Annotated in this window: 2 pseudogenes; one reads left to right on the top strand and one right to left on the bottom strand. The window is 76.8% G+C overall.

Going from position 1 to position 409, the window contains the following annotated elements:
* Nucleotides 1-46 precede the first annotated feature (46 nt).
* Nucleotides 47-160, top strand: a pseudogene (locus tag MKK52_RS12165) (hypothetical protein); the annotation flags it as partial.
* 71 nt (nucleotides 161-231) lie between these two features.
* On the opposite strand, the pseudogene MKK52_RS12160 reads toward MKK52_RS12165, so the two are convergent.
* Nucleotides 232-409: pseudogene (locus MKK52_RS12160) on the bottom strand (methyl-accepting chemotaxis protein); the annotation flags it as partial.

The raw sequence follows: 409 nt of genomic DNA, 5'->3' as shown, positions 1-409 counted from the left end.
GATCGGCCGTCAGGCGCAGGGCTCGGCCAGCCTCGCCCAGCGCGCCGTGGACGAGGCGCACCAGACCGCCGCCCTCGTGCAGCCGCTCAGCCAGCCCCCGGCGCGGATCGGGGACATGGTCGGGCTGATCTCCGGCATCGCCTCGCAGACCAAACTGCTGGTCCTCAACGCGACCATACCGGCCGCCCGCCCGGGCCAGGCGGGGGCGCGCGTCGCCGTCCTCCCCCCCGGGGGCGACGCGGGCGAGCCCGCGCCCCGCTCCGCCCGGGCGGGCGGCCTCGATGGTCGCGTTGAGGGCCAGCAGGTTGGTCTGCGAGGCGATGCCGGAGATCAGCCCGACCATGTCCCCGATCCGCGCCGAGGTCTGGCTGAGCGCCTGCACGAGGGCGGCGGTCTGGTCCGCCTCGTC

The sequence above is a fragment of the Methylobacterium sp. J-067 genome (assembly GCF_022829465.1).
Taxonomy (GTDB): Bacteria; Pseudomonadota; Alphaproteobacteria; order Rhizobiales; family Beijerinckiaceae; genus Methylobacterium; species Methylobacterium litchii.
This window is presented reverse-complemented; position numbering and strand designations above follow the sequence as displayed.